We start from the raw sequence: 17,277 nt of genomic DNA, 5'->3' as shown, positions 1-17,277 counted from the left end.
TTTAATCCTTATTAATGTAGTATTCTTTTATAATATCATCTTTGTCATTATCTTCAATATTAAAAAAATTTATTGTCTCTATTAATATTTTCTCATCTACTTTTAATATATTATCTTCCCAATATCCTTCTACTATTTTTACTGCTTTTTGTAGATTTCTTTTATTCTTTATATCAAATGGACGTTGTAGTGTATCTATAAGAATTATATCTTTCCCTGCACATAATGACTCAACAAATGCACTCCCAGCCATATCACAAATAACAATATCTGCTTCACTTAAAGCTTCTATCATAAGATTAGTAGATTCATGCTTTGCTATTTTCCCTAAAATATTTTCCTCTTGAAAAAAGCCTTTTGGATGTTTTTTATATATTACATCAAAACCATTTTTTTGCAACATATCAATTAAATATTTTTGCCAATCAAATAATAAGGGGTCAATAATTTTAGCATAAGGAAACTGTCTTAATTCCCCAACAAAAGAGTTTGGAATATATAGTATCCTTTTTCTATTCCCTATTTTCTTACCAAAATATTTATTATATATTTTAGTATGGTATTTAGATCCCAAAGATATCACATCAATATTTTTATTTAATTCATAGACTTTATTCTTTGCAAAATTTCCCCACTTTTTACCATATGTATAAAAATAATCTGTTTGAAAAAATTCACTTTCCCAGTACCAAGGATCATTAAAAAAGCACCTGTCTCCACCGTGGTAAAAACGAGAAACTTTACAATTTTCTTTTTTAGCGATTGTCGATAATAGCCTGTTATAGTAATTGTTCCCTGTTCCAGTAATTACATTTTTTGCACTTTTTAAGAATCCATTATAACTTTTTAAATCATTATGTGCTCTTGATAAAAGAGTATTTATTATAAATTCTATTGATGCTTTATGATCTTCAAATAGTTTAAAATATTCATTTTCTATTTTTTCTATTAAATTATTTGCCAACTTTTTAGCTATTTTATCTGTAAAATAACTTCTATTTGTATTTATTTTAAAATAATAACTAGGAGACAGATATATAGTCTTTAAATTACTTTTATTTACAAACTCCGTAACTAATTGATTTTTAGAAATAATTATTGCATCAAAAAAATTTTTTGGAATATATTTAATTAAAAAAGAATACAAAGATTTGATTTTACTTCTTTTAAATCTTTTTTTCTCTAATTCGATTGAAAATATACTATCAATAACTTGTTTCTTCCAGATTTTATCTATATAAATACTACTATCTTGAGAGTAAAATATATGCTCTCTTTTCTCCTCCAATATTATATAATCATAAACATGTGTTAAATATGTAGATAAAGATTGATATATTATAGGTGATGAAATATTAAAAAGCTCAAATTCTTTATCATCTAAATCTATTTCGTATAACCACTTATAAATATCTTGTGCAAATTCATCATACTTTTTATGACTTATATGCCAAGTTAACCTATCATTGTTTTCAAAATAATTTAACACTATTAAAGAGTTTATATCTAAATATCTATTCATATTTCCCCACTTAACTCAATATTGCTATTAAACTTTTTTAGCATTACTAGTGTAATAAATTTTGTCCATCCTATTTTTTTATTAAGAAATAAATTAATATAAATATTTTCATTAAATCCTATATCATTAACAATAGTTTCAAGCCATTCCCCATAAGGTATACTAAAGCCTTTTTTATCTCTATATATAATTTCAGAAGGAAGTTCTTTTTCAAATGCTTTTGCTAACAATACTTTTGATACTTTTTTATCATATTTTATAGAAGGCTCTATTTTTGTTACATAATCAACTAAATTCGTATCTAAAAAAGGTATTCTAATTTCTAAAGAGTTTGCCATGCTACTCATATCATCTTTGGCTAAAAGTTGATTTTCTAAATAGAGTTTAACTTCATAATAAGATACTTTATCATCATACGCAAGGATATTTGAGCTATCAAATTTCATAAAACAATTTAATATTATTAATAATACTTTTTCAATTTTAAGGTTTAATATATTTGCAATTTGTGAAGGGGTAAAAATTTGCTTGCCCGGTAAATATAAACTTAAATCAATATTTTTTAAATACAATGATATATCTTTAGGTATTTTTTTTGATCTTATTAATTCTTTAAATTTTCGTAATAAAAATATCCCATAAAGAGGGCTTTTATTTTCTCGAAGTTTTTTTGCATTTAAAAATGTATCATAACTATAAAAAATTTCATCTGCACCTTGCCCTGCTAAAATAGATTTTAATCCTGCTTTTCTAGCCATTTTTGATGCTAAATATGTATTAAAACCATCCATATTTGGCTGATCCAAAATTTCTAAATATTGTAGAAATTCTAATTGAAAAATTTCTTTTGTAATATGATAATCATAATGTTCGGTTTTGAATTTGTCTACTACAAGTTTTTGATAATAATCTTCAGAAAAAATTTTATCTTCAAATGAAACTGAAACAGTTTTTAACTTTGTAACGTATCTTGATGCAATTGCAGTAATTATAGAAGAATCTAAACCTCCAGACAAAAATGTTCCTACCGGAGTATCACTTACTAAATTATTCTTTACTGCATTTGTTGTAAGGTCATGTATATTTGCAATAATATTTTTATAACTGTCTTTTATCTTAGGTTGATATTCAATATTATAATATTGCTCCAATATTAAATTATTTTTTTTGTACCAAGCATAATGCCCTGAAGGAAATTTTTGAATATACTTATTAATAGTTATTTTAGGAGGTAAAGATCCTAGTAAAAGGAACAAAACAGAAGATTCCAAACTTTTCTCATCGGAAATATATTTTTCGAGTGGCTTAACCTCTGAACAAAACCAAAAGTCTTCATTCTCATTATAAAAGAAAAGTGGTTTTATTCCATACCTATCTCTTGCAAGGAAAAATATATTTTCAATATTATCATAAATAGAAAAGGCAAACATTCCACTCAATTTTTCAACAATTTTCTCTTTAAATTCAATAAAGCCATTTAAAATAACTTCTGTATCTCCATTTGTTATAAAATTATAACCTAACAACTCTAATTCGTGTTTAATCTCTTTATAATTATAAATTTCTCCATTATAAATAATTGTATATCTTTTATCAAAACTTGACATAGGTTGATTAGATTCTTGATGTAAATCTATTATAGAAAGCCTTACATGCCCTAAACCTACTTTATTATAGAATTTAAAACTTTTGTTATCTGGTCCACGATGCCTAATCCCGTCCAAAATATTTTTTAGTATCTCTTGTGAATTATTTCTTAGTGAAGAAAAACCTATAATCCCACACATAATATATTACTTTTCCAAACTTTTAAAAATTGCTAATATTTTATCCGTATTTTCTTCAATAGTATATTTTTTAGCCTCTAATAAACTATTTTTAGAATATATATCATACAATTTTTTATCATTAATAACTTTTTCTAAAGAATCACAAATACTTTTAATATCACCAAATTTACATATCAAACCATTTAAATCATTTTTTACTAATTCGTTTACTCCTACAACATCCCACCCAATAGTTGGTAGAGAAAAATTCATAGCTTCTATTATAACATTAGGACAGGCTTCACGATGTGTCAAAAATAAAAAAATATCACTTGTTTTATATAAATTAAAAACATCTTTTCTCAGTCCAAGGAAATTAACATACTTATTATATTTCTCTATTATGCTATTATAATAATTTATATCATTGTATCCACCAACAAAAATAAACTTATAGTTTGTCTTATTTGAAAAATATTTTGCAACCTCACAAAAGTCTTCAACTCCCTTAGCTTTTGTTACTCTTCCAACAGACAAAATCAATATATCACTATCGTTGTATCCTAATTCTTTTTTTAGACTTTTATAATTATTTTCATTGATTTGTGTTATACCATTATACACTACATCAATTTTATCACTTTTCATACCATATTTAAACGAAGCAGTTTGTTTTGCAGCATAACTAACTGCTATACATCTATCAGCTTTAGAAAAATCAAAACCAATTAATTTATTGTATAAGTTTTTTAAAACTTTCTTTGGATACAAAATTTCTTTTATATTAAAAAACTCAAGTATCTTGTTCTCATTAAATGCATTATGATGATGTATAGTAATTGGAATATTCCATTTTTTATCTAAAAAACTTAAAAGATAAGGAAAGTGTACATGAATATGAATAATTTTTTCTTCTTCTATAATGTCTTGTATTCTTTTCTTTACTTCTCTTATTTTAAAAATACTTTTAATTGACATTGAAGGAAAATTTACATATTTGACATTTACATTATTTTCTAACATTAAAGTATAAAATTCATCTTTAGCATTATATAATACTAAATATGGGATATTTCTTTTGTTTAATTCTATACACCTATAAAAAACATTTTTTGCACTACCTTCAATACCGCTTTTAGTTCTTTGCTCTTTTATAAATAAAATTTTCATCTAATTATTATTTCCTAAAATATATTTGCTAAACTCTCTCACTACACCTTCTCCACCTTTTTTTGATAACTGTATAATATTTAGTATATTTTTAATTTCGCTTAATGAATTAGCTGGACAAGCTGCTACACCTACCTTTGAAAGAAGCTCTTTACAATTTATATCATCCCCGATATATGCAACTTCATCAAGGCTAATACCTTCTTTTTCACAAATATTTTTTGCTACTTTTAACTTTCCTCCATGCTCCACACCTTGGTACAGATAATCAACTTTCAATTTTTTTGCTCTATTTTCAACTATTTTTGTTTTTTCACTTGTGATTAATCCTGTCTTTATGCCTGCTTTTCTTAAAAGTTCAAAACCTTTTCCATCATGGGTATTAAACTTTTTAAATTCCCCTCTATTTGAGCTATAATACATTCCAGCATCTGTTAATGTCCCATCCACATCACTTAAAAAGAGTTTTATTTTTTTGCATTTTTTACTATTTTTCTCTTTTAATATATGCTCTCTCATTAAGCTTTCAGCAATATGCCAATCAAGAGGTTCATCTATTTCTACAGAGGTAAACTCTTCCATTACATACAAATCGATCTCTCCTGAAAGCCTATTTTTACTCTCTAAAATATTTTTTACTCTATTTATATAAAAAGCTCCATTTTCTAAAAAATAGCCTTCAAAGTTCTGTCTTCTAGGTCTTTTCTTATAATCATAATTTAAAGACTCACCAGCTTTATTCCAAAAAAATCTTTTTTGATTTACAACTGTTAAAAGGGAATCTTTACCAGACTCTTTTAGTTGATTAATTGCCCCATCAAAATCCTTTGCCTGAGTTAAAGGAGAAGTTGCTTGAACAAGTATAAAAAAGTCCTCATCATTTTGTTTATGCTTTCTTAAGAATTCTAACATCGCATCTTCTGTAGATGAACTATCCTGTGCATTTACTTCATCTCTTTTATATATAACACTCTTTTTAAAATTAAACTCTTTTACCTTTTTGGCAATCCCATCACAATCAGTAGCTACATATACTAAATCAATATTTTTTGACTCTTCAATAGCTTTTAAATTCCAATAAACCAATGGTTTGCCACAAAACTCTTTTATATTTTTAAAAGGGATGGATTTACTCCCACATCTAACTGGAATAAATGCTATATTCATAAAAATCCTTTTTTCTCTTCTGAACTAAGATTTCTAAAATTAATATTATATTTTAATATTTTTGCAGGATTACCACCAATTAAACAATTATCTGGAAATTGTCCAATTACTAATGAATTTGCTTGTATAACACAGTTATTTCCTATCTTAGTATTTTTTAAAATTATACTATTTGTACCAATCCATACATGTTCACCTATAAATACATCTGCACAAAAACTTTTTTTTATTTTAGAATTATATAAAATTTGATGAAAATCACTTCCTAAGATTTGGCAATTCCATGAAATTTCACAATTATTTTTAATAATTATATTAGCATTACCATTGGTTTTTATCATAGTATTCTCATTAATATTTGTATCAAATCCTATCTCAATTACACCTTTACCATTATTCTCTATTTTACAACCTTCTCGAATAATACTATTTTTATTAATTTTTATCTGTCCACCATTTTTTGAAGTAATGATAGTTTTACTTAAACCTTTTTCACCTATTTTCTTAGCATCAATGTTTATTGCATATTTTAAGCCATTTATATACACTTCACCTAAATTACACATTTCTGATATAGAATATTTATAGTAGTAAAATTTATTTCTTAAGTATCTCATTATCATAAACTTTTAAATTATAATGTAAAACTTGCCATTAAAGTATCCGTTGCACCTAAACTTGCTAGTTGACTTTCATAAGCTTTAGTTAGTTGATCAGAATCTAAAAAATTATCCCATTTTTCATGCCCACCTGGCTTATTTTTGCTTAGCCAATAAAGATGATTAGATAAAGGATACCTTTGAATATGTTTTATAAATTCTACTTTTAATCCAGCTTGTTTTGCCAATATAGAAAGAGTATGCTGTGTATATAAATATAAATGACAACTCCAATAAGTAAAATTGGAAAAAGCTTCACTTTCATAAATTGTTAGTAAGGCATCATTAGCATTTGGAACTTCAATTATCAGTTTTCCATTTTCTTTTAGTTTTTCTTTTAGTTTTTCCAATATTTCTAAAGGCTCTTTTATATGTTCAATTACATGAAAAGAGGTGATAATATCAAACTGTTTATTACACTGATCAAGACTACTATAAAGTTCAATATTTTCTTTTTCATAATAAGGCTTAACAGCTTTTTCTAACTCAACTCCACAAACATCTTTAGCTAAAGTTTGTGCCTGTTTTAAAAATCCACCATTTCCACTACCAAAATCAAGAATCTCTTTATTTACAATACTGTTTTTTATGAAATTAAACCTTCTAGTATCATCCTCATTTGTTTGTTTTCTCCATTTTAGAAAATCAAAACTCTCATGCATATTTGATAACTCATAAAAATTATCATCAATTATATCTTCAGATAAAAAAACTAATCCACAATCACAACATTCAAAAATCTCTAAGTTTTTGTTGTCTCTTACACTACCTTCTCTTTTTTTATGATTTTGACTACCACAAAGTTTACATTTCATTTTATTTACTTTCTATTTTTTAACTTATCTCTTTGTACTTGTTCAATTGGAAGAATCTCATCATTTTTATAATGTAAAGATTCATATGCTTCATTTAAACTTTTAACTAACAATTTTAATTCATCAGGTTCTAAAGAAGCCCCATGGTCAGTACCTTTCCAAGTTTTATCTTTTGTAAAATGTCTTTCAATCCATCTAGCACCTAAAGTATATGCAGCTACATCTAAGGCAACACCTAAATGATGTCCTGAGAAACCTATTTCATTTACTCTTTCTCCATAATTTTCATATAACCAGTTGATTTCTAAAAGAGATACATCTTTAGCAGGTACGGGATATCCAGAAGTACATGAATAAATCAATAATCTACTTTTTGCTTGATTAGTTTCTTCAAAAAACTTTACTATCCCTTCAACTTCCTCTTTAGTAGTCATTCCAATAGATAATTGAACTTGTCCTTTATATTCATCTCTTAGGACTTTTAACATTTCAAAGTTATTATTACAAGCAGAAGGAACTTTTAGAAACTCTGGATTAAACTCGCACATCTCTTTAGCACTTGTTACATCCCAAACAGATGTTGAATAAATAACACCTATAGAATCACAATAATCTTTTAACTGGGAATGTTGTTTTTTAGTAAACTCTAAAAACTCTCTATGTTCTCCGTATGTTTTTCCATATGAATTTTCAAGAACAGGATGAGGAGTATCATATTGTTCTTTTGTTAATAACTCTTTATTATTTCTTTTTTGAAATTTAACATATTTTGCTCCAGAATCTTTTGCTAAATCTATTAATTCTTTTGCAATATCAATCTCACCTTTATGATTACATCCTATCTCTGCAATAATTTTTGGTTCTTTATAATCATATTCAAATCTCATTTTTATACCTTATCATATTTATTTTCTACCATATTTATCTCTATATCTTATAATATCATCTTCTCCAAAGTATTCACCAAGCTGAACCTCCGAAAAAATTAGATTCTCGCTACTTTCATTAATTATTTGATGCTTGCACTCTTTTGGAATATATACATATTTACCAGGAGATACACGTATTTCTTCTTCTCCTAATATTACTTTCCCTTTCCCTTTAATAATTATCCAATGCTCATCTCTTTTTGCATGCTTCTGAAAACTTAGCTCACTGTGAGGGAATACTATTATTATTTTACTTTGAGCATCAGGTGTTAAGATAGTACTTTTGTAAAAACCCCAAGGTCGATTATATATCTCATGTTCTAAAGTATTTTCATTAAACTGACTGAAATCATAACTTAAATTAAAATCTATATTTTCTAAAAGCATTATATGAAACTGCCTTTTTGTAATTATATTAACCAATTTTTTATCTTTATTAATTATTGGGAGAAAATCAATCTTCTCTGATTTAAATTTTTCACAAACCTCACTAAAAGAAGATGTTAGATATAAATATTGAAAATCATGGCAATAAACATTATCAATTTTATCTTCTAAAGTAAAAGAATTTAAAAATGCACGCCTTATATCCCCATCTGTAACTACTCCTAATAAATATTTTTTATCATCAAGGCAAATTAAAAATCTTTTTTTATTCTTCTGTAATTTTTCTAATGCTGTTTTAATAGTATCATTATGCATTATTATTATACTATTCATTTTTATTATAATTTCCCATCTGATTTATCTAAAATTGATTTAATATCAAATACTACATTTTTTTTTGTTTTTAATTTTAATTTTCTAAACTCATTATGTGCAACTGCCAACACTATTGCAATATACTCTTTCAAATTTAAACTATTATTTGGTATTAAATCAAAACCATACTCTCTTTTAACGTCTTTTGAGTCAGCCCAATAATCAGTAACTGATACATCACATCCAAACTCTTCTAATTCTTTTATAACATCAATAACTCTACTATTTCTAATATCTGGACAATTTTCTTTAAAGGTAATTCCTAATACTAAAACTTTTGAGCCCTCAATTTTATGTCCTCTTTTTATCATAAGTTTTATAACTTGATTAGCAACATAAATTCCCATATTATCATTTAGTCTTCTACCTGCTAGTATAATTTCAGGATTATAACCAACACTTTGAGCTTTATGAGTTAAATAATATGGATCAACACCAATGCAGTGACCCCCAACAAGCCCCGGTCTAAAAGGTAAAAAGTTCCATTTTGTACCTGCAGCTTCTAAAACATCATTTGTATTAATCCCTAATTTATTGAAAATAATTGCTAATTCATTTACAAATGCAATATTAATGTCTCTTTGAGAATTTTCAATAACTTTTGCCGCTTCTGCAACTTTTATAGTTGGGGCTAGATGAGTACCTGCCGTAATAATTGAAGCATAAAGCTCATTTACCTTTTTCCCTATTTCAGGTGTACTTCCAGATGTAACTTTAAGTATTTTTGTAACTGTATGTTCTTTATCACCTGGATTAATTCTCTCTGGGCTATATCCACAAAAAAAATCTTTATTAAAAATAAGATTTGAAAACTTTTCAAGTACAGGCACACACTCTTCTTCAGTAGCTCCTGGATAAACTGTTGATTCATAAATTACTATATCATCTTTTTTAAGAACTTTTCCAACTGTTTCACTTGCCTTTATTAAAGGAGTTAAATCTGGTCTTTTATTTTTATCAATTGGAGTTGGAACAGTCACTATATAAATATTACAATCTTTTATATCTTCCATATCAAGTGTAAATTTCATTCCATTAGAAAGAGCCTCTTTTACTTGAGTTTCATTTAACTCCAAAGTTCTATCATATCCACTATTTAATTCATCTATTCTCCAAGAAGAGATATCAAATCCAACTACGCTATATTTTGAAGAAAATGCATGGGCTAAAGGTAGCCCAACATATCCTAAACCTATCACACAAATTTTAATCATCTATTTTATTTCCTTTACTGTCAAAACCAAAAAAGTCTAAGTACCAATCAATAAAACTATTCACCCCATTTTGTACTGAAATTTGGGGTTTATAATTTAAATCTTCTACCAAATCACTTACATCAGCATATGTTGCAGGTACATCTCCTGCTTGAATTGGCATCATGTTTTTTTCTATCTTTTTACCTAGTTTATTTTCTATAGCTTCGATGAAGTCCATAAGTTTTACAGGATTATTATTCCCTATATTATAAATTTTATATGGTGCAGATGAAGTAGATACTTGCCCACCTTTCCCGTTCCAATTTTTATCTATTTTTGCTGGATTATCTATAACCCTAAGAACGCCTTCAACAATGTCATCAATATATGTAAAGTCGCGTAACATTTCACCATTATTAAATACATCAATTTTTCTGTTTTCTAAAGCTGCTTTTGTAAAGAGGAAAAGCGCCATATCAGGTCTTCCCCATGGCCCATAAACAGTAAAAAACCTAAGTCCTGTTGTAGCTATACCATAAAGATGAGAGTAAGTATGAGCCATAAGCTCATTTGATTTTTTTGTAGCTGCATATAAAGATATTGGATGGTCCACATTATGATTTGTTGAGAAAGGTAACTCTTCATTTAATCCATAAACAGATGAAGAGGAAGCATAACAAAGGTTTTTAACATTATTATGTCTACAAGCTTCTAAAATGTTTATAAATCCAACAATATTACTATCAATATAAGCATCAGGATTAGTCAAACTATACCTAACACCAGCTTGAGCTGCAAGATTACATACTGCATCAAATTTTTCATTTTTGAAAAGACTCATTAAAGCTTCTTTATCTTCAAGATTTAGCTTAATAAATTTATAGTTAGAATTTTTATTTGAAGTTAAAAGTTTACCGTAAGGTATATCTTTACCCTCCTCCAAAGTATCAATAATTCCACATCTTTGAAGTCTTCCATACTTTACATTTTGGTCATAGTAGTCATTTATATTATCAAGTCCAACTACCTCATCACCTCTTTGAAGTAATTTTAAAGCCAAATGACTACCTATAAAACCTGCTGTTCCTGTAACTAGTATTTTCATATTACATTTCTCTTTTTAAATCTTTTAGAAAATTAATAAAAAATACTAAAAAAATAGATAATAAAAAAGAAGTTACAAAACTAATAATAATCATTAATCTTTTTTTTGGTTTATTAATTAGTTGATCTCCAATTTTTATTTTTCCAATTTTTTTAGTATTAAAATATTCTTTATCTTTATATAAATTAATTTTTTCTTTTTCAATCTCTATTATTTTATTATAAATTTCATTTATTTTATTTTCTATTTTTTCTCTTGCATTATCCTCTACACTTATTTCAAGTAATCCATAACTTCTATTTGGAATTTCAATAATACAGTTGAAATCTTTTTCTAAAATATATTTTAAATTATATGGTTTTTCAATCAAATTAACACTATCTAGTTGATTATTGTATTCTCCAATTTGAACTAAAAGAGTTCCTTTAAAAATTGGAATATAGGGTTTAAAATAAAACAAATATAAAATTGACATTAATGTAACAAAGAAAGTAAAAAGCATTATAAACATTCGATTATTCCAAAGCAGTTTTATTAATTCTTTTAAATCTATTTCGTCATTTTGAATTATATCTTTATTCTCCAAGCATATCCTTTCTTTTATTATAAGTCACTATTAAAAAGATCTCTAGTATAGACCTTCTCTTTTACATCTTCTATCTCTTTAGACAACCTATTTGCTACTATAACATCAGAGACCTTTTTAAATTCATCTAAGTCTTTTATAACTTTAGAATTAAAAAAACTCTCATCTTTCAGATTTGGTTCATAAATTACAACAGGGATACCTTTTGCTTTTATTCTTTTCATTATTCCTTGTATTGCAGAACTTCTAAAGTTATCAGAACCTTCTTTCATAACAAGTCTATAAATTCCTACAATTTTTGGATTTTTGACAATTATTGAATCTGCTATAAAATCCTTTCTTGTTGTATTAGCATTTACTATTGCTTCTATTATATTACTTGGTACATTTTTATAATTTGCAAGTAGTTGTTTTGTATCTTTTGGTAGGCAATAACCACCATAACCAAAGCTTGGATTATTGTAGTGGTTTCCAATTCTTGGATCTAATCCTACTCCTTCAATAATCTCTTTTGTATTTAAATTATGCATTTGTGCATAAGAGTCAAGTTCATTAAAATATGCAACTCTCATTGCTAAATATGTATTTGAAAACAGTTTAACAGCTTCAGCCTCAGTTGAGTCTGTAAAGAGTATTGAGATATCTTTTTTAATTGCCCCTTGAGCCAAAAGATTTGCAAAAACTTCTGCACGTTCTGATTTTTCACCCACTATTATTCGTGAAGGGTATAAGTTATCATATAAGGCTTTACCCTCTCTTAAAAACTCAGGTGAGAAAACAATATTATCTGTTTGAAACTCTTCTCTTACTTTTTTTGTATAACCAACAGGAATTGTTGATTTTATTACCATTGTTGCATTTGGATTTATCTCTAACACATCTTTTATTACATACTCTATTGATTTTGTATTAAAGTAGTTTGTTTCAGTGTCATAATCAGTTGGCGTTGAAATAATTACAAAATCAGCACCTTTATAAGCCTCTTTTTTATCTAAAGTAGCTCTAAAATTTAAATTATCTTTTTTTAAATATTCTTCTATCTCTTTATCTTCAATGGGAGAGATTTTTCTATTTAATAATTGAACTTTTTCAGAAATTATATCCAAAGCTATCACTTCATTATGTTGAGCCAACAAAAGCCCATTTGATAGTCCAACATATCCTGTACCAGCAATAGTTATTTTATACTTTTTATTATTCAATATTAATCTCTTTATTATGTGTTTGTTGTATTTAAATTAAATGCGATTTTAACTAATATAAGCTTTTTTTTTACTAAATTCACTTTACAATAAACCAGGGATTTAATAAGTCAATTTTGTTATAATAAAGTGGTTTTTTATTTTCAAATTGATAAGTCATTTTTCCACTCTCTCTAACTATTGCATCAGCTGCTGCTGTATCCCATTCCATTGTTGGTCCAAGTTTTGGATAGATATCTGCCTCGCCACTAGCAACCATACAAAGCTTTAGTGAACTTCCTTTTGAAATTTGAACTATCTCTTTTGTTTCCAAATTATCTATAAACTCTTGCGTCTGTTTCGTTTGATGAGACCTTGAAGAAACTACATGTAATAGACTTTTCTTATTCTTATTTATTTTTATTGGTAACTTAATTCCATTTTTAAAAGCACCCTCACCTTCCTTTGCCCAATATAAATCATTAAGAGCTGGGGCATAAACAACACCTAATACAGGAATACTCTTTTCTATAAGTGCAATATTAATTGTAAACTCATCATTTTTTTTAATAAACTCTTTAGTTCCATCAATTGGATCAATACAAAAATAATACTCCCAATTTTTTCTAATCTCAAAATCAACTTGTTTATTCTCTTCTGACATTATTGGGATATTAGGATAGAGTTTATATAAAGAGTTGCAGATAATTTCATTTGCTTGTAAATCTGCTTTTGTTAAAGGTGAACTGTCTTCTTTATAACAAACATCGAAATCTTCATTATAGATTTCCATCACTGCTTTTCCAGCCTCAATTGCTATTTTTTTTATATCTTCAATATTAATATTTTTAATCATAATAATATTATATTAAAGAATCTATTAGTTGTGCATTAGTTGTCAATTTTTTCTAGCTTTGTAGGCTCACCCTTTTCTACTTTTTTATATACATTTATTAATGGTTTTACATGAGCATCTCTTCCATATATAAAGCTTTGTTCATCAACTATTATTTTATATGCTTTATTTAACTCCAAAGCTCTACTTTTTGAGGGTAAAATTAAATATGAAATATCATTTTTTATTTTTTCTATTTCATCTTTTTTTACTCTATTCTCTTTAGTAAAAAATCTATTTTTCACTTCACTATTTGCTCTAAATTCATCTCCTGAGTTATTCTCTTTTAAATATCTTACATACTCAGTATTTTCATCTTTAAGCTTTTTATCTTTTATTCCTATTAAACCTTTTTGACTCCAATGATACCAACCATTAGCAAAAGAGTCATTTTCAAGTTTTCTTTGAAAAACAAATGTTGAGTCTGCAATTACCCCAAGATTACTATGACACCCCATACAAAAAAGTGTCTCTTCATAACTTTGTGGTCGAAGTTCTCCTTTAGCATCTTCAATAAAACCTTGATAATACCAACCCTTTTTATTATTAAGACCACGTTCAATATCTCCAATATAAACATCAATTCTATCTGGAAAATCATGTGCTTCTTTTATCTCTTCCATTCCTAAATTTTTTAGTTCTCCATAGGTAAACCAAGAGGTTTTTTTTGCATATCGAAACTCTTTTATTCTATCTGCCATTTTTATTTTTTCATCAGCTTCAATATCTATATATCTAACAGTATGAGCAAACTCTGTTCCAACAGGATAAAGACCTGGGGCAATTAAAATTTCACTATTAAGAAGTTTTTGCCTTGCCTCTCCCACATAACTCATTGAAAAATCTTTTATTTTTTTTGCTTTAAAATCATATTTAGGTTTTAGCCATTTAAAAACTATTTTTGAAGCAAGGTCTAGTTTTCCATTTTGATTTAAATCTACCCCATAAACTTTTTCATCAACCTCATCAATACTTATATCTTTTTGTTTTATTAGAGACTCAATAATTGAAAGATTTAGTTTGTAAACTTCTAAATCAAAAGCTTTTTTTTCATTTGTTTGAAAAAGTTTTGGAAGTCTAATTAGAACATCATCAGTACTTCCATTTGTTGGCCAAAAAGTTCCTAAAAAAGGTCTATAAGCAAAGGCTCTCCAACCTGTAAACTCTTTACTGTTTGTTCTGTCAAACCCCTCTTTATCAAAACTAAAATTTACATCTGGAATATATCCATCCCATTTTCCATTATTATTAGAATCCCAATTCTTATCAAGATTTTCCAATTTTGATTTTAAAATAATATTTCCATTTTTATCTTTGTAATTGTCTTCCCTTATATATTTTAATATCTCTTTATCGCTTATATTTTTTACCTCTTTGGTTCTATCTTTAAAAAGATTTATCCAAGGATTTTTTAAAGCACTCTCCGGGAAATCATAACTCTCTTGTAACTCTTCATCACCTAAAGTATAGTTTGGCTCTTTATTTTTTGTATGGCAAGAAAAGCAGGGATTATGTAAAATATTTTTATTTGTTTCATCCACTGTTTTTGTATAACATTGACTTGTAATATAGGCAGTTGGATTATATAAAACTCTGTTTTTCAAATCAAATGCATTTGCAAAATGGGTATAAAATAATAAATTAAATAACAGTAAAAATCTAATCATTTTCTCTCTTTTTTAAATTTTCAATCTTCCATTCTACTTTTTCATTATTACAAGTTGATAACAGTTTTTAAATCTTTCATTTATGTAACTTTTTTGTAATGAATTTCATTTAGAATTACAATATATTTCAAGGAGAAAAAATGATTGATGTGCAAAAAGAGATTGAGAAAAAGTTCCCAAAGGTTGCAAAAAAACCAAACTTTTTAAGTAAGTCCTTAATAAAGATTGCAAAAAAAGTGATCCATGAAAACTCAATAAATGAGTTTTTAGAGAAGAACTCGCACTTAAAAGGTTTAGAGTTTATAGATGCTGTACTTGATTATTTTGAGTTTGATTATACTGTTTCAAGTAATGATTTGCAAAATATCCCTTCATCAGGCAAAGTAGTAATTATTGCAAATCACCCTTTAGGTGGACTTGATGCCCTATCTTTACTTAAACTTGTAAGTACAGTTAGAAAAGATGTAAAGATTGTTGCCAATGATTTTTTAGTTGGAATAGATGCTTTAAGTTCACTTTTAATCCCTATTGATAACTATAAAATGAGGCAATCAAAAAAAGATATTCAAAAGGTTTATGAAGCTTTAAACAACGAACAAGCTGTTATTATTTTTCCAGCTGGTGAAGTAAGCAGAGCAAGTGCAAATGGGGTGAAAGATCCTTCTTGGAACAAAGGATTTTTAAACTTTGCAATGAACTCAAACTCACCAATTCTTCCTATTTTTATTGGAGGGAAAAACTCTAAAACTTTTTATACTATGTCTTTAATAAATAAAACATTTTCAACCCTTCTTTTATCTAATGAGATGTTTAAAAAACAATCAAAAAATATAAATATCAAAATTGGTGAGATTATCCCAAATGAGAACATAAAACCAAGAGGATTGGATAAAAAAGTTATTGTAAATCTTTATAAAAGACATATTTATGCCCTAAAAAAAGGTAAAAAATCTTTTTTTCTAACACAAAAAGCTATTGCCCACCCACAAAAAAAAGATGAGATTTTAAAAGAGTTAAAGAAGTCTCAACTCTTAGGTGAAACCCTTGATGGGAAAAAAATCTATTTATATGATTATGAAACAGATTCTGTTGTTTTAAGGGAACTTGGAAGATTAAGAGAGCTTAGTTTTCGAAGAGTTGGTGAAGGAATAAACGCAAAAAGTGACACAGATAAATATGATATCTATTACCAACATATTATTCTTTGGGATGAGAATGATTTAGAGATTGTTGGCTCATATAGAATTGGTAATGGAAACCTTATCTTAGAAAAAAAAGGCTTAAAAGGATTCTACTCAAATACTCTTTTTAAATATGACACCAAATTTGAACCCTATTTAAAAGACTCAATCGAACTTGGACGTAGTTTTGTTCAACCAAAATATTGGGGAACTAGAGCTTTAGATTATTTGTGGTATGGAATTGGAGCTTATTTAAAAGCACATAAGGAAATAAAATATATGTTTGGACCTGTATCTATTTCTGGAACCTTTCCTTCATTTGCAAAAGATATGATGATATTTTATTATTCACACTACTTTGCAAATGATGAAGAGATAGTTGAAGCAAAACTTCCTTACCAATACTCATCACATATTATGGATTTAAAAAATGTATTCCAACTTGATGATAGAAAAAAAGATTTTAAAGTTTTAAAATCTACACTAAATGATATGGGTGTTGCAGTGCCTACTTTATTTAAACAATACTCAGATGTTTGTGAGGATGGGGGAGTTAAATTCTTAGCATTTAATGTTGATCCAGATTTTTCAAACTGCATAGATGGAATGATTTTAGTTGATGTTTCTACACTAAAAGCAAGTGCAAGGAAGAGATATATAGGAGAGTAATCTC

Annotated in this window: 15 protein-coding genes; 1 reads left to right on the top strand and 14 read right to left on the bottom strand. The window is 26.9% G+C overall.

Translation table 11 applies throughout. From position 1 onward, the window contains the following. Position 1: 1 nt before the first annotated feature. The 14 genes from AEBR_RS02915 to AEBR_RS02850 all read right to left on the bottom strand — a co-directional run bounded on the left by AEBR_RS02915 (position 2) and on the right by AEBR_RS02850 (position 15,423). Positions 2-1,522 carry a hypothetical protein gene (locus AEBR_RS02915; protein ID WP_129086982.1) on the bottom strand — a complete coding sequence of 507 codons (1,521 nt, stop codon included), beginning with the start codon at positions 1,520-1,522 and terminating at the stop codon, positions 2-4. Beyond that, a complete protein-coding gene (gene asnB, locus AEBR_RS02910) occupies positions 1,519-3,309 on the bottom strand; it encodes an asparagine synthase (glutamine-hydrolyzing) (RefSeq protein ID WP_129086981.1) in 1,791 nt (596 codons plus the stop codon). Before asnB ends, AEBR_RS02915 begins: the two co-directional genes overlap by 4 nt. 6 nt (positions 3,310-3,315) lie before the next feature. Beyond that, complete coding sequence (locus AEBR_RS02905; RefSeq protein WP_129086980.1) at positions 3,316-4,461, bottom strand: glycosyltransferase family 4 protein; 1,146 nt, start codon at positions 4,459-4,461, stop codon at positions 3,316-3,318. Further along, positions 4,462-5,628 carry an acylneuraminate cytidylyltransferase gene (locus AEBR_RS02900; protein ID WP_129086979.1) on the bottom strand — a complete coding sequence of 389 codons (1,167 nt, stop codon included), beginning with the start codon at positions 5,626-5,628 and terminating at the stop codon, positions 4,462-4,464. Then, complete coding sequence (locus AEBR_RS02895) at positions 5,625-6,245, bottom strand: acyltransferase (protein WP_164969466.1); 621 nt, start codon at positions 6,243-6,245, stop codon at positions 5,625-5,627. Before AEBR_RS02895 ends, AEBR_RS02900 begins: the two co-directional genes overlap by 4 nt. A 17-nt stretch (positions 6,246-6,262) precedes the next feature. Continuing rightward, a complete protein-coding gene (locus AEBR_RS02890) occupies positions 6,263-7,102 on the bottom strand; it encodes a class I SAM-dependent methyltransferase (RefSeq protein WP_129086977.1) in 840 nt (279 codons plus the stop codon). Positions 7,103-7,107: 5 nt separating this feature from the next. Continuing rightward, positions 7,108-7,989, bottom strand: a complete 882-nt coding sequence (locus AEBR_RS02885) for an N-acetylneuraminate synthase family protein (protein WP_129086976.1) — start codon at positions 7,987-7,989, stop codon at positions 7,108-7,110. An 18-nt stretch (positions 7,990-8,007) separates the two neighbouring features. Continuing rightward, the gene (locus tag AEBR_RS02880; RefSeq protein WP_129086975.1) at positions 8,008-8,751 is read right to left on the bottom strand and encodes a CBS domain-containing protein; all 744 of its coding nucleotides are present in this window, start codon (positions 8,749-8,751) and stop codon (positions 8,008-8,010) included. A gap of 5 nt (positions 8,752-8,756) precedes the next feature. Further along, on the bottom strand, positions 8,757-10,007 hold the full coding sequence (locus tag AEBR_RS02875; protein WP_129086974.1) for a nucleotide sugar dehydrogenase: 1,251 nt from the start codon (positions 10,005-10,007) through the stop codon (positions 8,757-8,759). Continuing rightward, entirely contained in the window at positions 10,000-11,094 is a 1,095-nt protein-coding gene (locus tag AEBR_RS02870; RefSeq protein WP_129086973.1) for an NAD-dependent epimerase, read from the bottom strand. The genes AEBR_RS02875 and AEBR_RS02870 overlap by 8 nt, the downstream gene beginning before the upstream one ends. 1 nt (position 11,095) lies before the next feature. Beyond that, positions 11,096-11,680, bottom strand: coding sequence for a Wzz/FepE/Etk N-terminal domain-containing protein (locus AEBR_RS02865; protein WP_164969465.1), 585 nt, complete (start codon positions 11,678-11,680; stop codon positions 11,096-11,098). A 17-nt stretch (positions 11,681-11,697) separates the two neighbouring features. Further along, complete coding sequence (locus AEBR_RS02860) at positions 11,698-12,882, bottom strand: nucleotide sugar dehydrogenase (RefSeq protein WP_129086971.1); 1,185 nt, start codon at positions 12,880-12,882, stop codon at positions 11,698-11,700. A gap of 79 nt (positions 12,883-12,961) precedes the next feature. Continuing rightward, on the bottom strand, positions 12,962-13,717 hold the full coding sequence (gene cysQ / locus AEBR_RS02855) for a 3'(2'),5'-bisphosphate nucleotidase CysQ (RefSeq protein ID WP_129086970.1): 756 nt from the start codon (positions 13,715-13,717) through the stop codon (positions 12,962-12,964). A 35-nt stretch (positions 13,718-13,752) separates the two neighbouring features. Continuing rightward, a complete protein-coding gene (locus tag AEBR_RS02850; protein WP_129086969.1) occupies positions 13,753-15,423 on the bottom strand; it encodes a hypothetical protein in 1,671 nt (556 codons plus the stop codon). Positions 15,424-15,563: 140 nt separating this feature from the next. Between AEBR_RS02850 and olsF the strand changes: the two genes are divergently transcribed. Continuing rightward, positions 15,564-17,273, top strand: a complete 1,710-nt coding sequence (olsF, locus tag AEBR_RS02845) for a bifunctional ornithine lipid synthase OlsF (protein ID WP_129086968.1) — start codon at positions 15,564-15,566, stop codon at positions 17,271-17,273. The last annotated feature ends 4 nt before the right edge of the window (positions 17,274-17,277 follow it).

It is taken from the genome of Halarcobacter ebronensis (assembly GCF_013201825.1).
Lineage (GTDB): Bacteria > Campylobacterota > Campylobacteria > Campylobacterales > Arcobacteraceae > Halarcobacter > Halarcobacter ebronensis.
The sequence above is the reverse complement of the archived record's forward strand: the minus strand, read 5'-3'. Positions and strand labels throughout refer to the sequence as shown.